The 16,618-nt window shown below is 47.3% G+C and carries 16 protein-coding genes and 2 other annotated features; of the genes, 13 read left to right on the plus strand and 3 right to left on the minus strand.

Features of this window, described 5'->3' with window-relative positions:
* Positions 1-179: 179 nt before the first annotated feature.
* From BCOA_RS27840 to trpA, 10 genes are all read left to right on the plus strand, one after another.
* Positions 180-1,238 carry an efflux RND transporter periplasmic adaptor subunit gene (locus tag BCOA_RS27840; protein ID WP_014097347.1) on the plus strand — a complete coding sequence of 353 codons (1,059 nt, stop codon included), beginning with the start codon at positions 180-182 and terminating at the stop codon, positions 1,236-1,238.
* Positions 1,239-1,922 carry an ABC transporter ATP-binding protein gene (locus tag BCOA_RS27845; protein WP_014097348.1) on the plus strand — a complete coding sequence of 228 codons (684 nt, stop codon included), beginning with the start codon at positions 1,239-1,241 and terminating at the stop codon, positions 1,920-1,922. It begins immediately after the preceding gene.
* The gene (locus tag BCOA_RS27850; RefSeq protein WP_014097349.1) at positions 1,919-3,100 is read left to right on the plus strand and encodes an ABC transporter permease; all 1,182 of its coding nucleotides are present in this window, start codon (positions 1,919-1,921) and stop codon (positions 3,098-3,100) included. Before BCOA_RS27845 ends, BCOA_RS27850 begins: the two co-directional genes overlap by 4 nt.
* Before the next feature lie 272 nt (positions 3,101-3,372).
* Positions 3,373-3,615, plus strand: a binding site (T-box leader).
* Between the two features lie 46 nt (positions 3,616-3,661).
* Positions 3,662-3,911 (plus strand) — a binding site (T-box leader).
* A gap of 171 nt (positions 3,912-4,082) precedes the next feature.
* A complete protein-coding gene (gene trpE / locus BCOA_RS27855; protein ID WP_014097350.1) occupies positions 4,083-5,465 on the plus strand; it encodes an anthranilate synthase component I in 1,383 nt (460 codons plus the stop codon).
* Positions 5,446-6,045 (plus strand): anthranilate synthase component II, encoded by a 600-nt coding sequence (locus BCOA_RS27860; protein WP_014097351.1) that lies wholly within the window; start codon positions 5,446-5,448, stop codon positions 6,043-6,045. Before trpE ends, BCOA_RS27860 begins: the two co-directional genes overlap by 20 nt.
* Positions 6,029-7,054 carry an anthranilate phosphoribosyltransferase gene (gene trpD / locus BCOA_RS27865; RefSeq protein ID WP_014097352.1) on the plus strand — a complete coding sequence of 342 codons (1,026 nt, stop codon included), beginning with the start codon at positions 6,029-6,031 and terminating at the stop codon, positions 7,052-7,054. Before BCOA_RS27860 ends, trpD begins: the two co-directional genes overlap by 17 nt.
* A complete protein-coding gene (gene trpCF, locus BCOA_RS27870; protein ID WP_014097353.1) occupies positions 7,055-8,479 on the plus strand; it encodes a bifunctional indole-3-glycerol-phosphate synthase TrpC/phosphoribosylanthranilate isomerase TrpF in 1,425 nt (474 codons plus the stop codon).
* Positions 8,457-9,662, plus strand: a complete 1,206-nt coding sequence (gene trpB, locus BCOA_RS27875) for a tryptophan synthase subunit beta (RefSeq protein ID WP_014097354.1) — start codon at positions 8,457-8,459, stop codon at positions 9,660-9,662. Before trpCF ends, trpB begins: the two co-directional genes overlap by 23 nt.
* On the plus strand, positions 9,655-9,801 hold the full coding sequence (locus BCOA_RS35380) for a hypothetical protein (protein ID WP_187287742.1): 147 nt from the start codon (positions 9,655-9,657) through the stop codon (positions 9,799-9,801). Before trpB ends, BCOA_RS35380 begins: the two co-directional genes overlap by 8 nt.
* Positions 9,794-10,585 (plus strand): tryptophan synthase subunit alpha, encoded by a 792-nt coding sequence (trpA, locus tag BCOA_RS27880; protein ID WP_014097355.1) that lies wholly within the window; start codon positions 9,794-9,796, stop codon positions 10,583-10,585. The genes BCOA_RS35380 and trpA overlap by 8 nt, the downstream gene beginning before the upstream one ends.
* 258 nt (positions 10,586-10,843) lie before the next feature.
* Here trpA and BCOA_RS27885 read toward each other — a convergent pair whose 3' ends face one another.
* Both BCOA_RS27885 and BCOA_RS34705 read right to left on the minus strand, forming a co-directional pair.
* Positions 10,844-11,026, minus strand: coding sequence for a YfhD family protein (locus BCOA_RS27885; protein ID WP_014097356.1), 183 nt, complete (start codon positions 11,024-11,026; stop codon positions 10,844-10,846).
* Positions 11,027-11,172: 146 nt separating this feature from the next.
* A complete protein-coding gene (locus tag BCOA_RS34705) occupies positions 11,173-11,295 on the minus strand; it encodes a YfhE family protein (RefSeq protein WP_014097357.1) in 123 nt (40 codons plus the stop codon).
* An 86-nt stretch (positions 11,296-11,381) separates the two neighbouring features.
* Between BCOA_RS34705 and recX the strand changes: the two genes are divergently transcribed.
* Both recX and BCOA_RS27895 read left to right on the plus strand, forming a co-directional pair.
* On the plus strand, positions 11,382-12,197 hold the full coding sequence (gene recX / locus BCOA_RS27890; protein ID WP_014097358.1) for a recombination regulator RecX: 816 nt from the start codon (positions 11,382-11,384) through the stop codon (positions 12,195-12,197).
* Positions 12,178-12,495: a YfhH family protein gene (locus BCOA_RS27895; RefSeq protein WP_014097359.1), complete on the plus strand. Its 318-nt coding sequence runs from the start codon at positions 12,178-12,180 to the stop codon at positions 12,493-12,495. Before recX ends, BCOA_RS27895 begins: the two co-directional genes overlap by 20 nt.
* Before the next feature lie 1,778 nt (positions 12,496-14,273).
* On the opposite strand, the gene mutY is transcribed toward BCOA_RS27895, so the two are convergent.
* Positions 14,274-15,392, minus strand: a complete 1,119-nt coding sequence (mutY, locus tag BCOA_RS27915; protein ID WP_014097360.1) for an A/G-specific adenine glycosylase — start codon at positions 15,390-15,392, stop codon at positions 14,274-14,276.
* A 178-nt stretch (positions 15,393-15,570) separates the two neighbouring features.
* Between mutY and BCOA_RS27920 the strand changes: the two genes are divergently transcribed.
* The gene (locus tag BCOA_RS27920) at positions 15,571-16,551 is read left to right on the plus strand and encodes a metal-dependent hydrolase (RefSeq protein WP_014097361.1); all 981 of its coding nucleotides are present in this window, start codon (positions 15,571-15,573) and stop codon (positions 16,549-16,551) included.
* Positions 16,552-16,618 lie beyond the last annotated feature (67 nt).

Raw genomic sequence — 16,618 nt, forward strand, 5'->3', positions numbered from 1 at the left:
ATCTTCCGGATAGAACATTAAATATGGTGGCAGTTATTTTTGGCCTCCTCGCACTTTGCATATCGTTAATAACAGCCGTCATTGCCGTTATCGATTTTAAAAAGTAGATTTCCATAGTTGCGTTTTAAGCCACATTTATTAACAAGAAATAAAAACATATTTATGAACGAGGTTTTATCATGAATGAAGAGACAGCTAACGGGAAGAAAAATCTCATTATTGCTTTGATTATTATTGCCGCCCTTTTTGGAGTGCTGTGCTTGGTAATTGTTTTAAGGACGCATGCAAGTTTAAAAAGCGAACCCCATTACCAGCAATATGTGGTCAAATATACTCCGGCGTTAGTTGAAACAGGGAAGGTTTCAGCAAAGCAGACACAGAATTTGCAAATACCGGATGGTACAGTACAAAAAGTAAATGTACGGAACGGTGATGAAGTGAAAAAAGGGGATGTTCTCTTAACAACCCATAATAACGAAATCATAGAGAAGATTACTGACGTGAAACAGAGTATTTTAAAAATGCAGCGCGACTTAGCGGTTCAAAAACAAAACATTGCTTATCTTAAAAAGAAATTATCAGCAGTACACCAAGAAGAGAATAAAGAGGAGCTGAATCTTGAAATTGCAAGAGATCAGAATACCTATCGAGATACAGAAGCTGGTTTGCAAAATCAACAGGATCAATTAAATCAGCTGGAGAATAGAGTGGAGGGCAGGTTAAAAGCACCGTTTGATGGTGTGGTGAGTATTTCCACTAATAATAGCGGCCAATCGCAATACAGCATCAGCTCGGATGCTTTAGAGGTCCAGTCGAGTGTTTCCGAATATGACTATGACAAGTTGCGTGTAGGGAGTAAAGTGGTTATTAAGGCCTTGGCAAACGGGAAGAGGCAGACCACAACCATTCAGTTTATTTCCAAAATACCCTCAAAAACCGCTACTAAGAAAGGCTTTTCAATGTATGACTTCACGGTCGATGTGGATCGCCGCTTTATGGCAGGCCAAAGCGTGCAAATCACAATACCACAAAAGCAAATAAAGCTTCCGAGCAAAGCCATTATCAAAAAGAATGGTCAAACGGCCGTTTATTTAGTCGTAAATGGAAAAGCACGTTTTCGCACTGTGGCGGTAGAGAAACAGAACGGTTTCTACACCCTCAAAAGCGGATTGCACCCCGGCGATCGTATTGTGGCTGATCCGGACAAACGACTAAAAGATGGAGCGAAGGTGAACTGATTGATTCGATTAGAACGGCTCAACAAGTATTATCAACAAGGAGATGAAAAAATTCATGTGCTGAAGGATATTTCTTTGGAAATTAATCAAGGAGAGTTCGTGGCAATTATGGGGCCGTCGGGTTCGGGCAAATCAACGCTCATTAATATCATTGGCTTTCTTGATAATCAATTTGAGGGTGAATACTTGTTTAAGAGGAATTCGGTAATTGGCAAGTCATCAAAAGACTATGCAAAGTTGCGAAATCAAAACGTGGGCTTCGTTTTCCAAAATTTTAAACTGATTGCGAATTTAACGGTTGCTGAGAATGTTGGTTTACCGCTGCTTTATGCCGGATACCGCCGAAAGGACATCGGCGAACGAGTGAATAATGTATTACAAAGTGTGCATTTAAAAGGAATTGCTAAAAAGTTGCCGTCCCAGCTGTCGGGCGGCCAGCAACAGCGTGTTGCCATTGCCCGCGCCCTTATATCCAAGCCGAGTTTCTTACTGGCCGATGAGCCCACTGGCGCACTTGACAGGCATACTTCGCAAGAGATTTTAAAACTGTTCCTTGACTTAAATCAAAAATTACGATCCACCATTATTATGGTTACGCACGATTACCAAGTTGCCAGCCAGAGCCAACGTATGATTCAAATTATGGATGGCCGGATTGAAAGCGATAGGAGCGTCAGCAAATGAGGGCAGCCGAACTGTTTTTTACTGCAATACGTTCGCTTTTGGCGAATCGAAGGCGAAGTATTTTAACAATGTTGGGCATCGTTATCGGCATTGCCTCGGTGATTACGATTATTTCCTTAGGTAAAGGCGTTGAGAAAGCAACTCTTAAAAATTTACAGGCGTCCAATTCGGGCAAGCAGTCAACTGTCGTGGAATATTATGCTGACGATTTGAACGCGGCCGAATCTGGTTTTAATGAGTCGGATCTATCGTTATTAAATTCCGCCGGGGCAAGCTTCGGACTGGCAGAGGCTCATATTATTAACGATGACAATGGGACAGTCGATGTCCAGGCTTCGCTAAATGGTAGCGAACAAAACGTAACAGTAAAGCTTCTTAAACGTTCTTCTTCGGAACAAGAGATTTCTGCTGGCCATAATATCTCTCAAAATAATATCACATTCGCTGATCCTGTTGCTTTAATTTCAAAAAAATTGGCGGCTTCTATTTATATTCAACCCAATCGTGCCTTAGATACGGCTGTCATCGTGAATGGGATTAGCTACCATGTTATCGGAGTCTTTGAAAATGCCGATGATTTTCATGATATAATGATTCCCAAAAAGGTTTATAAGAAAAGTAATATCAGCAACGTGGGAAATAAATTAAAACTGGTCTTCAATCGCGGGGAAAACGTCAGTAAACAAACAAAAAAAATCGTCAGCCTGCTCAACAAGCAGGGCAGCCATCATTTGCAGGGGAGCTATGAGCATATAGAAATGGGGCAAATCTTGAAAGGCATTGGATCAGTCATTAACAGTTTAACCTACTTCATTAGCGCAATTGCCGGGATTTCGCTGTTTATTGCTGGGATTGGGGTAATGAACATGATGTATATTTCTGTCTCTGAACGTACCCGGGAAATTGGCATTCGTCTCGCTATCGGCTCAACCCCAAAGAATATCTTATTCCAGTTCCTTTTGGAAGCGGTGTTGTTGACGGGAATAGGCGGCTTGATTGGTTTTGGGATAGGTGGTGGACTCGCGTGGCTCATTTCGCTCTTCTTACCTTTCCGTGCCGTGATCGGTGTAGGAAGCTTTTTACTCGCTTTTTGCGTCTCTACCTTTGTCGGCATTCTATTTGGCATATTGCCGGCTAAAAATGCAGCCAATAAGAACTTGATCGATATTTTGCGTTAGGATGTTGATTGGAAGAATACAGTGGTCTAAACAATGATGAATGTGCAAAGTAAAATGTCCTAACCGGACCCCTTCTTCGAACGAAGTGGCCATGCGTGCCCTTTCGCGTATTTTTTCCCGGGTAGGCCAAGTCACTTTTTCACAAGGAAGACAAGGTTTGTCCGCCAAATGTTACTTGGAAAAATGGGCTGAAAAAAATAAAAAAATTTTTGAAATGAAGGTTGACAATTCTTATTTTCAGCATTAAGATAATAATCAATCAATGAAACATTTTTCAGGCGATGAAGAAGAAGAGTAACCTGTGTGGATTCCGAAGAGAGCCGGTGGGTGGTGCGAACCGGTGATGACGTGCAGGCGAATGGGCTTCCGAGCTTCCAAACCGAAACGATTCCGGAGTAGGCTTTGGCGAATGCCTTATCGTTACAAAAGGCAGGTATTACGGTTTTTCCCTGATACCGTCAAAGCCGGGCTGATTAAGCCAATAAAGGTGGCACCGCGGGTTCCCCGTCCTTTACATGGATTGGGAACCCTTTTTGCGTTCCGTTAAAAAAATTCCATAAAAGAAAATCGTTGAGTAAGAAGAGTATGCAAATGGCAAGCGTTCCAGAGAGCCGGCGTGGGTGGGAGTCCGGCACGAACTGCCTTTGCAGAATGGGCTTATGAGAGGTTTCCTGAACTGTGTAGTAGGGAAACACGGCTTCCCCCGTTACAGGGATAGGGTATAAAGAGTGGCTTGCTCCGTACCTGAATGAGCGGAAAGGTTTTAAATCCTTTCAAAAGAGGTGGCACCGCGTTGGAAAACGTCCTCTGTCCTGCAGCATCTAGCTGCGGGCAGAGGACGTTTTTTATTTAGCCGGGAGCCGGGATCTGTAATCGGAACCCGCCTGTTAAGTGAAGGATATTCACCCGGTTCAGCCAGGTGGCAGTCGGAGCGCGAAAAACCATCTAGTTGTGACCATTAATAAAAAAGGAGAGCGGACGGATGCAATACAAAATGGTTAAGCTAAACGGCGATGTTTTAACACCTATCATGATTTTTAAGAGACTGAAAGGAAAATGCAAGTTTTTGTTCGAAAGTTCGCTGCCAAATGACAGCAACGGCCGGTTTTCTTTTATCGGGGCTGATCCGGTAAAAGCGTTCATCGGGCGGGATGATGAACTGGAAGTGATTGACCGGATGACAGGACGGCGAGAAATAAAAAAAGGAAAGCCGCTCGATATTGTCAAAGACCTGTTGCCGCGTCTTGGCATTCAGCTTCCCTTTCCGTTTTACGGCGGGGCGGTCGGCTATATCGGCTATGACGCCATCCGCCAGTATGAAGAGATCGGCCGTGTGCCGGAAGATGAAACAGGAATCCCCGATCTGCATTTGATGCTGTACCAAAACATAGCTGTTTACGACCATAAAAGCCAGACCGTCTACCTTGTTTCAACCGGGGAAGACGGAGAAGCAATAGAAAAAAATCTTGCGGCAATGGAAAAAGCGATTCGCCAGCAGACGAGCGCAGAACCATTTGTTGACTATGGCCCGGTTGATTTTGTCCCGGCCATTCAAAAGCAGGCATTTATGAAGATGGTCGAAACCGCAAAACAGCATATCGAAAACGGGGACATTTTCCAGGTTGTCCTCTCACAGCGCATGAAAGGGACGCTCTCGCACGACCCGTTCTATTTTTACCGGAAGTTAAGGAAAGCGAACCCGTCCCCGTACATGTTTTATCTCGACTTCGGCGGCTATGTCATCCTCGGGGCATCGCCGGAAAGCCTGATCAAAACGAAGGGGCGTGTGGTATATACGAACCCGATTGCGGGAACGCGCCCGCGCGCCAAAGTCCCGGAAGAAGATGAGCGACTTGAAAACGAGCTTTTACACGATGAAAAAGAACTTGCCGAACATAAAATGCTCGTTGATCTGAGCCGGAACGACCTCGGCCGGGTGTGCGAGCCCGGCAGCATCCGGGTGCAAAAATATATGGAAGTCGAGCGGTTCCAGCATGTGATGCACATCGTTTCGGAAGTACGGGGAAAATTGCGGGACGGTTTTAGCGGAATTGATGCGCTCATCTCCTGTCTCCCGGCCGGCACGGTATCAGGCGCGCCGAAAATCCGCGCGATGCAGATCATCAACAGCCTGGAAACCCTGAAGCGCGGCATGTACGCGGGAGCGGTTGGCTATATCAACCTGAACGGCGACATCGATTTTGCGCTCGCCATCCGCTCGCTCCTGATTAAAGACAACACCGCTTATTTGCAGTCGGGCGCAGGCATTGTCTACGATTCCGATCCGGAAAAAGAGTATGAAGAAACGCTCAACAAGGCGAGATCGATTCTGGAGGTACAGACACATGATTTTATTGCTCGATAACTATGACTCTTTTACTTACAACTTGTATCAGTATTTTTGCGAACTTGGGGAGGAAGTAAAGGTGTTCCGCAATGACCGGATCACCGTGGATGAAATCAGAAGGCTCAAGCCGGAAGCGATTGTCCTCTCGCCGGGGCCCGGGGTGCCGGAAAATGCCGGCATTTCCATTGAAGTCGTTAAAACATTTTACCGGCAAATCCCGCTGCTCGGCGTCTGCCTCGGCCATCAGGCAATCGCCGCGGCATTCGGGGGAGGGATCACAAAAGCAAAAGAAATCAAGCATGGCAAAACTTCGCTTGTGCGCCATGATGGGAAAGGAATTTTCAGCGGCCTGCCGGATCCGGTCGAAGTGATGCGCTACCACTCGCTTGTCATGGACCGGACAAAGATCCCGGAAGTCCTGGAAGTGGTTGCTGAATCCCTTGATGACGGCGAAATCATGGCCATTCAACATCAATCCGCCCCATGCTTCGGCGTCCAGTTTCATCCCGAGTCGATCGGGACGGAAACCGGCAAACAGATGCTTGAAAATTTTTTACGCGAAATCAGAAAGGATGAGAAAGTTGAAACCGTATCTTGAAAAAATTTTGGCACAAGAAGGGCTGACGTTTGAAGAAATGCGGGAAGCATCCCGCGCACTGTTTTCAGATGAAGTGACAGAAGGGGAGATGGGCGCATTTTTGGCCGTCTTGAAATGCAAAGGCGAAACGGCGGAAGAAATTACCGGGCTGGTCGAAGTGATCCGTGAAAAAGCCGTGCCGGTTCCGTGCAGCGTTCCCGGGCTTATGGACAACTGCGGGACGGGCGGGGACGGCAGCCACAGTTTTAACATCAGCTCGACCTCCGCATTTGTGCTGGCGGCAAGCGGCGTGAAGGTCGCCAAACATGGCAACCGCAGTGTCTCAAGCCAGACCGGAAGCGCCGATGTCCTTGAAAAACTCGGGATTTCCTTGTCTTTCCCGGCGGAAGAAATTGAAGGCTTGCTGAGAGAAATCGGCATCGTCTTCCTGTTTGCCCCGAATGTCCATCCGGCCCTCGGAAAAATGATGAAAATCCGGAAAAATTTGCGGATCCCGACGATTTTTAACCTGATCGGCCCGCTCACAAACCCGATGAACCTGGAAACACAACTGCTCGGGCTTTACCGGCGCGATATGCTCAGGACGATGGCAGAGGTACTCGGCCGCCTTGGCAGAAAACGCGCGCTCGTTGTCAATGGCGCCGGCTATCTTGATGAAGCATCTTTATCGGGGGAAAACCATTTTGCGCTGCTCGACGGCGGGAAAATTACCACGTTTACGCTGACGCCGGAAGAAGTCGGTTTGCCGTATTACCCGCTTGAAGCGATCCGCGGCGGCGATGCGCAAAAAAACAGCGATATTTTGCTGTCAGTATTAAAGGGGGAAAAAGGTGCTTATCGTGATACGGTGCTCTTCAATGCCGGGCTTGCGCTCTTTGCTGCAGGGCGGGCAGAGACGGTAAAAGAAGGGATCCAGATTGCGGAGCAGGCAATCGAATCGGGCGCGGCACTTGAAAAACTGCATGCGCTCATTGAAGCGAGCCGGAAACTCACGCAGGAGGCGATTTAAATGGCATTTTTAGAAAAGATTTTAGCCGAAAAAGAAAAAGAAGTGGCCCGTATCAAAGCTGCAGGAAAGGCTTTTGCCCCAAACGCGCGCAAAGCCCCTTCTCTTTATGAAACATTTATGCACGCCGAAAAAACAAGCATCATTGCTGAAATCAAACGGGCCTCCCCATCAAAAGGGGATATCCGAACGGGCGTGGATCCCATCCGGCAGGCGCTTGCCTACGAAAAAGCAGGCGCCGGCGCCATTTCCGTTTTAACGGACGAAATCTTTTTTAAAGGATCGGTGGAAGATTTGAAAGCCGTAAGCGATGCAGTCCGGCTTCCGGTTCTCTGTAAAGATTTTATCATCGACGAAATCCAGATCGACCGGGCAAAAGCATATGGTGCAAGCGTAATTCTCCTGATCGCAGCGGCTCTTTCCCCCGAAAGGCTCCGTCAGCTGTACGATTATGCCCGGGGCGCCGGCCTTGAAGTGCTGCTTGAAGTGCACAATGAAGCGGAACTGGAAACCGCTGTGGAAACAGGGGCCCGGATTATCGGCATCAACAACCGCAATTTAAAGACGTTTGACGTTGATCTCGGCGTTGCCAAAAAGCTCGCGCCAAAAATCTCAAATCCGGATGTGCTTGTGATTAGTGAAAGCGGCATCCGCACCCGGAAAGATGTCGTTCGCGCTGAACATGCCGGGGCAAAAGGGATTTTAGTCGGGGAAACGCTGATGCGTGCAAACGACCCGGAAACGGCAATAAAAAGACTGACCGGTCTCCCGGAGAAACGGAAAGTCAAGGTTTGCGGCATTCGCACGCTTGAAGCGGCCCGAGCGGCTGTCTCTGCAGGGGCGGACATGATCGGCTTTGTATTTGCCGAAAGCAAACGGAAGATTACACCGGAAAAAGCAGTACAGATTGCAGAAGCGTTGCCGGATCATGTCGAAAAAGTGGGCGTATTCGTCAATGAATCGCCTGAAAAAATGGCGGAAATTGCAGAGCGGGCCGGGCTCGATTACCTGCAGCTGCACGGTGATGAAACAGCAGAAGACGTCGCGCAAATCCCTTATCCGGTAATCAAGGCTTTCCCGGTAAGGACAGATGCTGATCTCGAAGCGATACACGATTACCGGTGCGATCTGGTGCTTTTGGACAGCGCCGGCGGAAAATATCGCGGCGGTAACGGAAAGGCGTTTGACTGGGAATTGGCAAAGGCGCTATCGGATGAGCGGGCGGTGGTGCTTGCCGGCGGGCTCACACCGGAAAATGTCGAAGCCGCGATTCTTTCCGCCCGGCCGCATATCGTCGACGTTTCAAGCGGGGTGGAGACAAACGGGGAAAAAGACCCGGATAAAATCAAAACCTTTGTGCAAGCAGCAAGAAAAGTATTTCAAAAATTAGAGGAGCGTGACGATAATGCAAACATACAAACTGCCTGATACAAACGGCCGTTTCGGGACTTTCGGGGGGAGATTCGTCCCGGAAACCTTGATGCCAGCTGTTAAAGAACTCGAGCAAGCTTATCGTGAAGCCATGAACGATCCGGCTTTTCATGCGGAATTGGAGAAACTGCTGAAGCAATATGTCGGTCGTGAAACCCCGCTTTATTTTGCAGAAAACTTAACAAAGCTTGGCGGCGGCCCGAAAATTTTCCTGAAACGCGAAGATTTGAATCATACGGGGGCACATAAAATCAACAACACAGTCGGCCAGGCGCTGCTTACGCTTAGAATGAGAAAAAAGAAAGTCGTTGCCGAAACGGGCGCCGGCCAGCACGGAGTGGCAACAGCAACTGTGTGCGCGCTGCTCGGCCTTGAATGCATAATTTTTATGGGGGAAGAAGATATCCGCCGGCAAAAGCTCAATGTATTCAGAATGGAATTGCTCGGTGCAAAGGTCAAAAGTGTGGCGCAGGGCAGCGGCACATTGAAGGATGCGGTCAACGAGGCACTCCGCTACTGGGTTGCCCATGTGGAAGACACGCACTACATTATGGGTTCAGCAGTCGGCCCGCATCCGTTTCCGCAAATTGTCCGCGATTTCCAAAGTGTGATTGGGAAAGAAACGAAAAAACAGATTGTAGAACAGACAGGCAAACTTCCCGATGCAGTTGTCGCCTGTGTCGGCGGCGGCAGCAATTCGATCGGCATGTTTTATCCGTTTGTGGAAGATAAGTCCGTAAAATTGTTCGGCGTGGAAGCGGGCGGCGCCGGCCTTGGAACAGGAAAGCACGCGGCGTCTTTAAGCGACGGCAAACTCGGCGTGCTTCACGGCATGAAAACATATCTGCTGCAAAATGACGACGGGCAAATCCAGGAAGCTTATTCGGTATCGGCCGGGCTTGATTATCCGGGAGTCGGGCCGGAACACAGCTATTTAAAAGAAACGGGCCGGGTTACGTATACGTCCGTGAATGACGATGAAGCATTGGATGCATTCCGGTTGCTTTCAAGGACAGAAGGCATTATCCCGGCCCTGGAAAGCGCACATGCTATCAGTTTTGCACTGAAACTGGCAAAAACAATGGGGAAAGACGAAACAATCGCCGTTTGCCTGTCGGGGCGCGGGGACAAAGATGTAGAAGCAGTCAGCCACTTGCTTGGAGGGGAAAACAATGGGTGAAATTCCGGCCCTGGAAAGCACACATGGCAACAGTTTTGCGCTGCAATCGGCAAAAACGATTGCTGCTAGCCTCTTGGAGCGCAGGGACAAAGATGAAGGAGCGGTCAGCCGCTTGTTTGGAGGGGAAAACAATGGGTAAACAAAAATTGGAAGCACAGTTTGAAACGGTTCTTGCACGCGGTGATCAAGCGTTTGTCCCTTATATTATGGCAGGGGACGGCGGAATGGAAGAGACGGAGAAAAGGCTTGCGTTTTTAGAAGCTTGCGGGGCAACGGCAATTGAACTTGGCATTCCGTTTTCCGACCCGGTCGCAGACGGCCCGGTCATCCAGGCGGCAGGACTCCGCGCTTTTAAGGCAGGTACGACAATGAAAAAAGTGCTGGACCATTTAAAAGCCCATCCAAGGCAAGTTCCGATTATTCTCATGACGTATTTCAACCCGGTTTTTGCCTACGGGCTGGAAAAATTTGCAGCAGACTGCGCGAATGCCGGTGTTGACGGACTGATTATTCCAGATTTGCCCATCGAGGAAGAAGAGGAAATTGCCGGAGAACTGGCAAAATGCGGCCTGGCGCTCATCCGGCTGGCTGCCATTACAAGCCCGAAAGACCGGCTTGAGGAAATCGCCTCCCGTTCAGATGGGTTTCTGTATGCTGTCACGGTCACCGGTACAACCGGCACCCGTACAAATTTTCACGACAATATCGAGGATTACCTGGATTTCTTATCAAGCATCAGCCGGGTGCCTGTTCTTGCCGGCTTTGGCGTTTCCAGCCCGGAGCAGGTCCGCCGTTTAACCCGTTACTGCAGCGGCGTGGTGGCCGGGAGCAAAATCATCGAGCTCTTCCAGCACGGGGAAACGGAAAAAATCCGCGCGCTTGTGGAAAGCGCAAAGCAACAAGCAGCACCAAACCAGCTGTAAAAATGCCTGTACGCACGCGCCGAAACGGTTTACGCACACGGTCGTCCGTGCTCCAGTTGAGTTTCCACAGGGTTATACACATCTTGAACTGGTAAAGAAAAGGGATTTTTCTGGTTATCCACAATATCCACATTTTATACACAAAAAATGTGCACAAATTTATGCACATCAAATCATATTGGGAATAAAGGTATTGAAAGGTTTATGCACATCATCCACAAAAAACGGGAGCCTCATGGAAAGGCCTCCCGTTTTATTTTACCGACTGTTTTTCGCTCTTTTTGCCGCAGCGTCGGAACGGGCTTGTGCTTCCAAATCTTCCCCATCTGCGAGTTCCCTCGAATATTCAATGTCTTTCCCGTCTATTTTCATGTTCTTCGGTACTTGCGGCAATGTTGCTTTATTTTTATCGCGTGTTTTATGCTGATGTCCGCGGCTCATTTAAAAAACCCCTTTCAAGCAGTTTGCGGTTGCCCCCGCAAAACTACTTTTTACGTAAAAGGTTTTTCTTAAACAGGTAATTATTTGTGCCAAAAGTATGCAGATATTGCCATTCCCACTAGCGTAAGTTCTTCTTAAATAGGTATTTATTTGCGTCCGCTGTCCGTGTATCCTCCGGCCCGGTCGGCTTTTTTAAATTCACGCTGGTAAGTCACTTCCTGCATGCTTCTTAATGTGCTTTTCGTCTGAACTTTTTTATCTTTCGGCATTCGTAAAACCTCCTTTTTGGATTATTGTTCCCGGTCATACCGCTTTCTACACTTTCAATGGTAAAATAGACAAGGGAGGTATGCATGTGCCGGTCATTACAAAAATCTCAGTTCAAAAAAATAATAAAGAACGATACAATATTTTTCTTGACGGCCAGTACCGATTCAGTGTTGATGAAGAAGTGCTGGCACGGTACCAGCTTTTAAAGGGGAAAGAATTGGATGAGCTTGATATTGAAGCAATCCTTGCCGAAGATGATATCCGGAAAGGCGTCAACACCGCTATCCATTTTCTTTCCTACCGGATGCGGTCGGAAAAAGAAGTACGTGATGATTTGATAAAAAAGGAATTTGCGCCGGAAGTCATCCGGAGTGTCATATCAAAGCTTTATGAATTGCAGTATTTGGATGATGCGGAATTTGCCGCAAGTTTTGTACGAACACAAATGAATACAACACATAAAGGGCCTGTTGTCATTAGAAGGGAACTCCAGCAAAAAGGCATTGCACCAGAGCTTGTGAAAAAGGCGCTTGAAATTTTTGATGCGGATCAGCAAGTGGAACACGCCCTTGCCCTTGCGGAAAAACTGTCCAGGCAGCATGCCCGGTTGTCAGAGAAGCTTTTAAAGCAAAAAGTGGAGCAGGGGCTTGTCGTAAAAGGTTATCCACCTGAAGTGATTTCCGCTGCGATGGCGGCGCTTCATATTGAAAAGGATGAAGAAGCGGAGTGGGAAGCCCTTCTTCAGCACGCTGAAAAAGCAAAGCGCAAATACGGTAGACTTTCGGGATATGCATACAGGCAAAAAATGAAGCAGTTTTTATACCGGAAAGGGTTCCCGGTTGATTTAATAGACCGCTACTTGCGAGAAGAGGAGGATGGAGATGGAAAAAAGATACAGTGAAATGAGCGAGTATGAGTTAAAGCAGGAAATTGCACAATTGACGGAAAAAGCGCGCAAGGCCGAACAACTTGGTATTGTGAATGAGTTTGCCGTGCTTGAGCGGAAAATTGCGATGGCAAAGTCGTATTTGCTGGACCCGGCTTCTTTTCAAAAAGGGGAAATTTATGAAATTGAAGGAGACCCCGGCGTCTATTTTAAAATTGATTATATTGACGGCGTCTTTGCCTGGGGTTACCGGGTTAGCGGGGGCAAACCGATCGAAGCCCTCCCGATTTCGATGCTGAAACCGGTGGATTGAATGAAAGTTAGGACGGATTTGTCGCGGGTTGACATGTTTTTTATAGGGGTTCAAAAGGGGTGCACGTTGCCAGTCGGAATGTCTTTTATAGGGCTCAAAAGGACAAAAGTGGTGCACGATGCTGGTTGAAATGTCTTTTACAAAGGTGCAAAAGGACAAAAGGGGACACGTTGCCGGTTGAAATGTCTTTTACAAGGGTTCAAAAGGACAAAAGGGGGCATGTGGCCGGTTGAAATGTCTTTTATAGAGGTTCAAAAGGACAAAAGGGTGCACGAAGCTGGTTGAAATGTCTTTTAGAGGGGCGCAAAAGGACAAAAGGGGACACGTGGCCGGTCGAAATGTCTTTTACAATGGCGCAAAAGGACAAAAGGGGACACGTTGCCGGTTGAAATGTCTTTTACAAGGGTTCAAAAGGACAAAAGGGTGCACGATGCCGGTCGAAATGTCTTTTATAGGGGCACAAAAGGACAAAAGGGTGCACGAAGCTGGTTGAAATGTCTTTTAGAGGGGCGCAAAAGGACAAAAGGGGACACGTGGCCGGTCGAAATGTCTTTTACAATGGCGCAAAAGGACAAAAGGGGACACGTTGCCGGTTGAAATGTCTTTTACAAGGGTTCAAAAGGACAAAAGGGTGCACGATGCCGGTCGAAATGTCTTTTTTATAGGGGCACAAAAGGACAAAAGGGTGCACGATGCCGGTCGAAATGTCTTTTACAATGGCGCAAAAGGACAAAAGGGTGCATGTGGCCGGTTGAAATGTCTTTTACAGAGGTTCAAAAGGACAAAAGGGTGCACGTTGCCGGTTGAAATGTCTTTTACAAAGGCTCAAAAGGACAAAAGAGGGCACGTTGCCGGTTGAAATGTCTTTTAGAGGGGCGCAAAAGGACAAAAGGGTGCATGTGGCCGGTTGAAATGTCTTTTACAGAGGTTCAAAAGGACAAAAGGGTGCACGATGCCGGTCGAAATGTCTTTTATAGAGGTTTAAAAGGACAAAAGGGTGCACGATGCTGGTTGAAATGTCTTTTACAAAGGCGCAAAAAGACAAAAGCATGCCCGTCCCATGTTGAAATGTCTTTTACTGAGGTTCAAAAAGACAATGGATTCGCCTCCTTTTGTCTTTCATCCTGTTTATGAAAGACATTTCATTCCGCGGATCGTCTCCATTTGTCCTTCATCGTGTTTATGAAGGACATTTCAGCTTGGGGTGCGTCTCCTTTTGTCCTTCATCCCTGTTATGAAAGACATTTCATCCCGCGGATCGTCCCCTTTTGTCCTTCATCGTGTTTATGAAGGACATTTCAGCTTGGGGTGCGTCTCCTTTTGTCCTTCATCCCTGTTATGAAAGACATTTCATCCCGCGGATCGTCCCCTTTTGTCCTTCATCCTGTTTATGAAGGACATTTCAGCTTGCAGTTCGCCCCTTTTTGTCCTTCATCCCGTTTATGAAGGACATTTCATCCCGCGGTTCGTTCCCTTTTGTCCTTCATCCCAGTTATGAAGGACATTTCATCCCGCGGATCGCCTCCTTTTGTCTTTCATCCCGTTTATGAAGGACATTTCAGCTTGCAGTTCGCCCCTTTTTGTCCTTCATCCTGTTTATGAAAGACATTTCAGCTTGGGGTGCGTCTCCTTTTGTCCTTCATCCTGTTTATGAAAGACATTTCAGCTTGGGGTGCGTCTCCTTTTGTCCTTCATCCCCCTTATGAAAGACATTTCATCCCGCGGTCCGCCCCCTTTTGTCTTTCATCCTGGTGATGAAAGACATTTTGAAACGAAGCCTATCCTTTAATGTCCTTCACCTTTTCACTTTTTGCCTGTTCCCGGAAGGCTTTCCAAATTTTTTGATGGGGGACAGGAAATGCGAACGTTTCAATCTCATCAGGAGGCACGCATTTTAATTCATTCGTTTCCTGCACCTGATTTATAATTTTCCCGCGGTATACCCGGATATCCCAAATTAAATGGGTGAAAACATGGCGTATTTCCGTAAAATGTTCGGTTTCAAGCGCTGCTTCAATTTTAAAAACATCTCCAAGATAGTCCTTCAGCACCTGCCTGGCCGGCAAAACGGTGCTTTCTTCCACTTGTACAAATTCCCACATATTTGCAAGCAGCCCTTTATCCGGACGCTTATGGATCAAAATGCGCCCGTCTTCATCTTCCAAAACGGCTGCCTGAAGCCGGATCTGTTTCTGCTTTTTCCCTTTTGATTTCACAGGCAGCTCATCAATGGTTCCCTCTCTAAACGCCCGGCAATGCTCCCGGACCGGGCAAAGCAGGCATGACGGCGATTTTGGTGTGCAAACGAGCGCCCCGAGTTCCATTAAAGCCTGATTAAAAAAAGACGGATTCTCCCGGGAAATCAGCTTGCGGACGACTTCTTCAAAAACCTTTCTTGCAGAAGGCTTTGCAATGTCTTCCCATATGGATAAAATTCTTGCCAGCACCCGCATCACATTGCCGTCCACAGCCGGTTCCGGCAGGCCGTATGCAATGCTTAAAATCGCACCGGCCGTATATGGCCCTACGCCTTTTAGCTTCGATACCTCCTCCGGCGTGTCCGGAACCGTGCCGCCGTAATGTTCCTCCACTTCTTTTACAGCAGCGTGCAAATTCCGGACGCGCGAATAGTAGCCGAGTCCTTCCCACGCTTTTAGCACTTCATCTTCACTGGCATCCGCCAGCGCTTCAATTGTCGGGAATTTTTCCATAAAACGCCGGAAATAGGGGATGACGGTGTCCACCCTTGTCTGTTGCAGCATGATTTCCGATACCCAAATTTTATACGGGTCACGGTCCTCCCGCCACGGAAGTTTCCGCTGTTCCCTTTCAAACCAGGAAATCAGATCATCTTGAAAAGATTTTATATCAAAGTCGTCGATTGGCAAATTTTTCAATGTTTAACTCCCCCAAATGATTGCTATACATTTTATAAACGGGAAAAATACAATCAGGAAATCCTGAATTGACCGCTTCTGTCTATTGCAATTCTTTTTAATTTACCATATGATGAAGGCATATGAAAGAAATAAGCGCTTTAATAAGGAGCCAGAACCATTTTTAGGAGGAATAAGATTGGATACAGGAACCCATGTTGTTATGGGATTTGCACTTGGAGGTTTGGCAACGTTGGACCCTGTGGTCGCACAAGATGCGGTTCATTTTCACAGCGTTCTCATTGCCACGGTTTTAGGTTCACAGGCACCAGACATCGATACTTTGCTTAAATTTAAAAATAATGCGGTTTATATTCGCAACCACCGCGGCATTACACATTCTGTTCCCGCCGTCTTGCTGTGGCCGCTTGCCATTACAGCTGTGCTCAGCATCTTTTTCCCTGGAACGGATGCGCTTCATTTATGGCTTTGGTCTTTTTTGGCTGTTTTTTTGCATGTGTTCGTCGATATCTTTAATGCGTACGGGACACAGGCATTGCGGCCGTTCTCATATAAATGGGTCGCGCTCGGCGTGATCAATACATTTGACCCGTTCATTTTCACCATCCATGTGATCGGCATTGCCGCCTGGCTGTTCGGGGCACAACCGGGGCCAACTTTCCTGGCCATGTACATCTTCATATTTTTATATTATATCGCCAGATTCGCGGCACGTCACGATGTAAAAAAAGCCGTCCTGGCCAGGATTCCGGATGCGGAAAATATCATTATTTCCCCGACTGTCCGTTTTCACCAATGGAAGATTGCCGTAAGAACGAAAGATGCCTACTATGTTGCATCCGCATTTAAGTCGGCGGTCACCATTCTGGACAAATTCAAACGGCTTCCGGTACCGGAAAATGAAATTATTGAAGCGGCAAAGCAGGATAAAAATTTGTCAGCTTTCTTAAGTTTTTCCCCTGTCTATAACTGGCAGGTCAAAGAACTTGATAACGGCTGGGAGGTCCGTTTTACCGACCTCCGCTACCGGAAAAACGGGCATTATCCGTTTGTTGCTGTTGTGAAATTGAATGAAGATCTGGAAATAACCGGTTCTTACACCGGATGGATTTTTAATAAGAAAAAGCTAAAGAAAAAACTTGATGTTGTACCAAGATAAGGATCGGATTTTACATCTGAAAACGCGCAAAATAACCGGTGCGGGGGCCATTCCCCACCGGTTATTT

This window comes from Heyndrickxia coagulans 36D1 (assembly GCF_000169195.2).
Classification (GTDB): domain Bacteria; phylum Bacillota; class Bacilli; order Bacillales; family Bacillaceae_C; genus Weizmannia; species Weizmannia faecalis.